Here is a 2,463-nt window from a genome sequence, read left to right as displayed (position 1 = left end):
GCCCACGGACACGGCATGCGCCGCTGCCGCTACCGAGGCCAGCCGAAAGCCCACCTGCAGCATGTACTCACAGCCATCGCCGTCAACATCGAACGACTCAGCGGCCGGCCAGTCACCGATGAAGCCCCGTCACCAAGACCGCCGACCGCCTTCCAGACCTTCCTGGACGAGAACGACATCCCTCGGCCGAAGTCCTGGCGAACCCTTGGCACTTGAGCCCGATCATCCAAGATCCCCGACAGAGTCAAGCTGAGGCGTGGCGCAGGTCCCCTTCGACCAGCTAACCCGCACGTGCGGTGTCTTCACCCTCTCCACCGCCAGCAGCCTGCTTCTTGCTTCGGGACACACCAGTGCGGCCCTGGAAGCACCGGTGCGCCGAGGCCGCTGAGCTCCACCAGCAGCGACACCGGTCAACCTGTTGCCACCGGCTTCACCGCCCGCGCAGCCCCCGACCGCCGGGTCCCGCGCCTGGTCATGGGCCGATGCCGCGCCACCTGGCTCGTCGAGCGGATGAACGTGCCCATCCCGCTGCCGGTCCTGCTGGCCGCCGCCGGCCTCGTCTCCCTGCACGCCCTGTCCCGCTTCCTGCCCTACCTGCAGCCCGCAGGCCCCGACGCCGCCCACACGATCCTCAGGGAGATGCCGTGACCCGCCCCCGCCCCGCCCGCCGCATCCCCCACTCCGAGCTCCCAGCGGCCTGGATCCACACGCTGCGCGAGCGCCGCAAGCCGGTCACGCGCGCCGAGGCCACTCGGGCCCGCCAGTTCGTCGACCGCTCCGGCGTCCTCCCCCTGATCACCCACGCACTGGACGCCCACCGCAAGTCACCTGCCGGACGGCCGCGCACGGTCACCATCCAGGCCCTGTTCGTGGGCATGACCCTGGCGTCCTGGCGCGCCCAGGGCCGCGTCGTCCTCGCGGACGTCGCCGACCTCCTCGCCCAGCAGCTGCCCGCATCCATCCGCACTCAACTCGCCCTTCCTGCATGGCCGGACGACGTCGACGGGTTCGAGGCCGCCTACCTGGCCGTGCGGCGCGCCTTCCACGCCGTCGAGCGCGTCATGGACCCCTCCCCGCTACCCAAACGCCGCATCAAGCGCACCGACGCGGCCGCCCTCGAAGCCGGCGCCGACCAGAGCGACCTCGACCGGAGGCGAGCGCTGCTCGTAGAGGTCACCAACCGCATCCTCGAAGCCTCCCTCGCCCCAGCCCGGCCACTCATCGACGAATACTGGGAGGGCGCGGTCGCCGTCGACGCCACACCCGTACGCACCTTCTCCGCCGGTGTCCACCCCGGCACCGAACACACCGCCACCGACCCCGACGCCGCCTGGTACGTCCGTGACGGCAACCACCGCGACCCGAGCGACACGACCGACGGCCGCAAGGCGAAGAAGAGCCGCCGCTCCCTGTTCGGCTACGAGACCACCCTCGCCGTCCTGGGCGACACCACCCCCGCCAGTGACCTACCGCCTGAACTCCGCTTGCCTGCACTCGCGCTGGCCTTCACCGTCCACAAGCCCGGACACGACCCCGCCGGCAACGCCCTCACCGCCCTCAAGGACATGGCCCGGCGCCGCTACCGGCCCGGCCGGCTCGCCGCCGACCGCGCCTACAGCAGTTCCCAGCCCGTGACCTTCCACATCCCCGTCCACGACCTTGGCTACCAGCCGATCTGGGACTACCGGCGCGACCAGCTCGGCATCCAGGGCACCCACGCCGGAGCCCTCCTCGTCGACGGTACCTGGTACTGCCCCCACATCCCGAAGCCCCTCATCACCGCTACCGCCGACTACCTCGCCCAAAAGATCGACCGCACCACCTGGCGCCACCGCGTCGACGCCCGCCCCGCCTACCGCCTGCGCCCTAAAGCCGCTCCCGATGCGCGTGGCGCTCGCCGCCTGCTGTGCCCGGCAGCCGGCACCCACCCCACCGCCGCCTGCCCCGTCAAACCCCGCAGCCTGGGCCGCGACCCCCGCCTGATCCCCGTCGACCCCGCCCCCACCCCCGGCGGCCACCCCGAGGTCTGCGTGCGCGAGTCCCTCACCTTCCACCGCGACACCGGCATCCGGTTCTGGCAGGAACTCGAACACGCCCGCCCCGACTGGGTCCGCCTGTACTTCCACCTCCGAAATCGTGTCGAGCACTTCAACCAGTACGCCAAGGACCACGAAGCCCTCGAGCGCTCCCGCACCCGCCGCGTCCGCGGAATCGCCGCCCAGTCGATCCTCCTCGCCTTCCAGCTCGCCCACGCCAACCACCGCAAGCTCGCCGCCTGGCTCGACACCCTCCAAAGCGCCACCCAGCCCGCCCGAAGGCGCCCCACCAATCGCCGAACCCCCAACAACCCCCACGACTGGACCCCCAAACGCCACAGCCACAACCCCTGAACCCGCCCCACCCCTCAAACCCCGCCTGACCAGCAAAAACGCGGATCGCCCCTCACAATCCTGTGAGGGGCGA

3 protein-coding genes are annotated in these 2,463 nt (G+C 71.3%); all 3 read left to right on the top strand.

The window, feature by feature from the left end; all coding sequences use genetic code 11:
- Window positions 1-216: transposase (locus AB0O00_RS35640; RefSeq protein WP_363658852.1), on the top strand; the 216-nt coding region annotated here is incomplete at its 5' end.
- 294 nt (window positions 217-510) lie between these two features.
- Complete coding sequence (locus AB0O00_RS35635; RefSeq protein WP_363658851.1) at window positions 511-648, top strand: hypothetical protein; 138 nt, start codon at window positions 511-513, stop codon at window positions 646-648.
- Complete coding sequence (locus AB0O00_RS35630; protein WP_363658850.1) at window positions 645-2,390, top strand: hypothetical protein; 1,746 nt, start codon at window positions 645-647, stop codon at window positions 2,388-2,390. Before AB0O00_RS35635 ends, AB0O00_RS35630 begins: the two co-directional genes overlap by 4 nt.
- Window positions 2,391-2,463: the final 73 nt, after the last annotated feature.

The organism is Kitasatospora sp. NPDC093558 (assembly GCF_040683475.1).
In the GTDB taxonomy this organism is placed as follows: Bacteria; Actinomycetota; Actinomycetes; order Streptomycetales; family Streptomycetaceae; genus Kitasatospora.
The sequence above is the reverse complement of the archived record's forward strand: the minus strand, read 5'-3'. Positions and strand labels throughout refer to the sequence as shown.

Bases quoted from the DNA above. Each gene is read 5' to 3' on its own strand.
- AB0O00_RS35635 (WP_363658851.1), top strand. From the start codon at position 511: ATGAACGTGCCCATCCCGCTGCCGGTCCTGCTGGCCGCCGCCGGCCTC.